Genomic DNA, 3,104 nt, shown 5'->3' with positions numbered 1-3,104 from the left:
CATCCCGAACTCAGCAGTGAAACGATGCATCGCCGATGGTAGTGTGGGGTTTCCCCATGTGAGAGTAGGTCATCGTCAAGATTAAATTCCGAAACCCCAATTGCGAAAGCAGTTGGGGTTTTGTTTTGCCTGCGAGAAATGTGCCCGCTTGATTTCTATGCAACGGCCCGGGGCATGGCTATTATGCGGGCCTCATTGTGAGGCGATACCTGCATGCTGACGTTGTTGAATCTACTGAAGGATGGACGATTCCATTCCGGACAGGACTTGGGCGTTGCCCTGGGAATTAGCCGAAGTGCTGTATGGAAGCAGCTACAACAGCTTGAAGCTGAACTAGGCCTGTCGATCCATAAAGTTCGCGGTCGCGGATATCAATTGTCGGCGCCTTTGATGCTCCTTGATCCTCTTGAAATAACCAGGAAGATGCCGCAATGGCCGGTGCGTGTGTTCGACTCCGTCGACTCGACAAATGCCGAAGCTTTGCGCTCTATCAGTGAGGGCGCCCCCGCGCCGTTTTTGGTGCTCGCGGAGCGACAATTGGCAGGCCGTGGTCGTCGAGGCCGCAAGTGGGTGAGCCCATTTGCGGAAAATCTTTATTACAGCCTGGTTCTTCGAATAGATGGCGGCATGCGTCAGCTTGAGGGGTTGAGCCTTGTTGTTGGCTTGGCCGTGATGCAGACCTTGCGAAGCGCCGGCGTGCCCAATGCCGGTTTGAAGTGGCCCAACGATGTTTTGGTGGGTAACAAGAAAATAGCCGGCATCCTGCTCGAACTCGTCGGCGATCCGGCGGATGTATGTCATGTTGTATTGGGTATAGGAATCAACGTGAATATGCAGGTTGCCGATGAGGTCGACCAGCAATGGGCTTCTATAAAACTGGAGTCAGGCAAAGCCTGCGATCGCAATGCTCTGGTGGTTGAGTTGAGTAATCAACTCAAAGCTTATACCCATAAACACCAGCTCAACGGGTTCGCAAGTCTGCAGGCAGAATGGGCGGAAAATCATCTGTGGCAGGGTCGATCCGTGTCGTTGATCGCGGGTAACAGCCATATCGATGGGATAGTGCTCGGGATTGATAGCCAAGGCGGGTTGCGCTTGATTGTAGATGGTGTTGAAAAAGTCTTTAGTGGTGGAGAGCTCAGCCTGAGGTTGCGTGATGATTCTTGAGCTTGACTGCGGCAATAGTTTTATCAAATGGCGCGTGCTGGATGCGTCGGCGAGTGGGCTGGTTTCGGAAGGGGTTGTAGATTCCAATCAGGCTTTGCTTGAGAGTCTACGGATCATAAAGCCGCTCTCGCTGCGCAAGTGTCGTTTGGTAAGCGTCAGGACTAACGAGGAAACCAGCGCTTTAACCGAAATGCTTGAGCGCGCGTTCGGTATTCCTATCGTGTGTGCGAAACCCGCCCGCGAGATGTCCGGTGTTCGAAACGGCTATGAAGACTATGAGCGTCTGGGGCTTGATCGCTGGCTGGCGATGCTCGGCGGCTTCCACCTGGCTGCCGGAAGTGCTTGCCTGGTTCTCGATTTCGGTACCGCGGTCACTGCCGATTTTGTCGCGGCTGACGGTGAGCATCTCGGGGGGTTCATTTGTCCTGGTATGCCTTTGATGCGAAACCAGTTGCGCACCCATACCCGTAAAATTCGTTATGGTGATGAAGCAGCAGAGCGCGCCCTTTCCAGTCACGTCCCGGGACGGACCACCGTTGAAGCGGTGGAGCGCGGTTGTTCTTTGATGCTGAGGGGCTTCGTTCTCACTCAATTAGAGCTGGCTCGAGCGTACTGGGGAGAGCAATTCGCCGTCTTTATTACGGGAGGGGATGCCGAGTTGGTTAAAGGCGTCGCGCCTGACGCCAGGGTTGTGCCCGACCTGGTTTTTGTCGGCTTGGCGATGGCTTGTCCCTTGTCTTGAGGTTTATATGCGTTGGTTGTTCCTGCTGCTGGTTGTACTCAATGTTTTTTACTATGTCTGGCATCAGCAGGAAGCGCCCTTGCGAGCCAAAGATGTAACGCCTCTTAATCTGTATCGTGGTTCGCAGCAGGATATCCGTCTGCTGAGCGAAACCGCAGGTGAAGGTCGAAGAGGCGAGGTGGCGCCGCGTCAGCAGTGCTTGTTCCTTGGTGGATTTTCTGACGAAGATTCAATTGCCAGGTTGCAACAGCGTCTGGTGGCGATGAAAGTCAATGTGCAATCCCTGCCGAAAGATGCTGCCGGAAGCGGGTACTGGCTGGCAGCTGCGCCGGACAGCCAGCGTTTGTTGGGCGATCTGCAGTTGCAAAACCTTTCCAAGGAATTCAATGAGTTAAAACATAAAATAATGCTGTGCGAAGGGGTTGCACCTGCTCAATAGTTTGCATAGAATGGCGCCCGCTCCACAGCGAACACCTTAAACGGGATTCGAAGTGAAGCGTGTCAACGCAGCTAACCTCAGGTTTTTAAATGAGAAAATGCTTGACAGGGGTTTGGCATGATATAGAATGCCGGCCTGATTAGGAGGGGTTCCCGAGCGGCCAAAGGGATCAGACTGTAAATCTGACGTCTACGACTTCGAAGGTTCGAATCCTTCTCCCTCCACCAGATTTAAGCGTGAGCTGCAGGCTCCGCGGGTATAGTTTAGTGGTAGAACCTCAGCCTTCCAAGCTGATGATGCGGGTTCGATTCCCGCTACCCGCTCCAAGTTTGCAGGTTGTGCAAAAGGGTTTTGCTCTTGTAGCTCAGTTGGTAGAGCACACCCTTGGTAAGGGTGAGGTCAGCGGTTCAAATCCGCTCAAGAGCTCCATATAACAAGGCAGATATGAAAATATCTGCCTTTGTTTTAATGGTTGATATTGTTTGTCTAATTTCTTCTGTAGAGGGTGATATCGATGGCTAAGGAAAAATTTGATCGTTCCCTGCCCCACGTCAACGTTGGGACCATTGGTCACGTTGACCACGGTAAAACCACTCTGACTGCTGCTCTGACTCGCGTTTGCTCCGAGGTTTTCGGTTCTGCAATCGTTGACTTCGACAAGATCGACAGCGCACCAGAAGAAAAAGCTCGCGGTATCACCATCAACACCGCGCACGTTGAGTACAACTCGAAGATCCGTCACTACGCTCACGTTGA

4 protein-coding genes and 3 tRNA genes are annotated in these 3,104 nt (G+C 52.7%); all 7 read left to right on the top strand.

The annotated features are described in order from the left end of the window. The first annotated feature begins 213 nt into the window (after window positions 1–213). Window positions 214–1,167 carry a bifunctional biotin--[acetyl-CoA-carboxylase] ligase/biotin operon repressor BirA gene (gene birA, locus CKW30_RS22715; RefSeq protein ID WP_095181971.1) on the top strand — a complete coding sequence of 318 codons (954 nt, stop codon included), beginning with the start codon at window positions 214–216 and terminating at the stop codon, window positions 1,165–1,167. Beyond that, window positions 1,157–1,909 carry a pantothenate kinase gene (locus CKW30_RS22710; RefSeq protein ID WP_095181970.1) on the top strand — a complete coding sequence of 251 codons (753 nt, stop codon included), beginning with the start codon at window positions 1,157–1,159 and terminating at the stop codon, window positions 1,907–1,909. The genes birA and CKW30_RS22710 overlap by 11 nt, the downstream gene beginning before the upstream one ends. A 7-nt stretch (window positions 1,910–1,916) precedes the next feature. Continuing rightward, window positions 1,917–2,348, top strand: a complete 432-nt coding sequence (locus CKW30_RS22705) for a hypothetical protein (RefSeq protein ID WP_095181969.1) — start codon at window positions 1,917–1,919, stop codon at window positions 2,346–2,348. Window positions 2,349–2,490: 142 nt separating this feature from the next. Next, a tRNA-Tyr gene (locus CKW30_RS22700) sits at window positions 2,491–2,575 on the top strand. Window positions 2,576–2,600: 25 nt separating this feature from the next. Next, window positions 2,601–2,674: transfer RNA gene (locus tag CKW30_RS22695), tRNA-Gly, on the top strand. 27 nt (window positions 2,675–2,701) lie between these two features. Then, window positions 2,702–2,777: transfer RNA gene (locus CKW30_RS22690), tRNA-Thr, on the top strand. Window positions 2,778–2,862: 85 nt separating this feature from the next. Continuing rightward, a partial coding sequence (locus tag CKW30_RS22685; protein WP_256584390.1) for a GTP-binding protein occupies window positions 2,863–3,104 on the top strand: 242 nt, incomplete at its 3' end.

Source organism: Pseudomonas sp. Irchel 3F6, assembly GCF_900187595.1.
Classification (GTDB): Bacteria; Pseudomonadota; Gammaproteobacteria; order Pseudomonadales; family Pseudomonadaceae; genus Aquipseudomonas; species Aquipseudomonas siliginis.
This window is presented reverse-complemented; position numbering and strand designations above follow the sequence as displayed.

Coding starts and splice junctions, on each gene's coding strand:
- birA (WP_095181971.1), top strand. CDS start 214: ATGCTGACGTTGTTGAATCTACTGAAGGATGGACGATTCCATTCCGGA.
- CKW30_RS22710 (WP_095181970.1), top strand. CDS start 1,157: ATGATTCTTGAGCTTGACTGCGGCAATAGTTTTATCAAATGGCGCGTG.
- CKW30_RS22705 (WP_095181969.1), top strand. CDS start 1,917: ATGCGTTGGTTGTTCCTGCTGCTGGTTGTACTCAATGTTTTTTACTAT.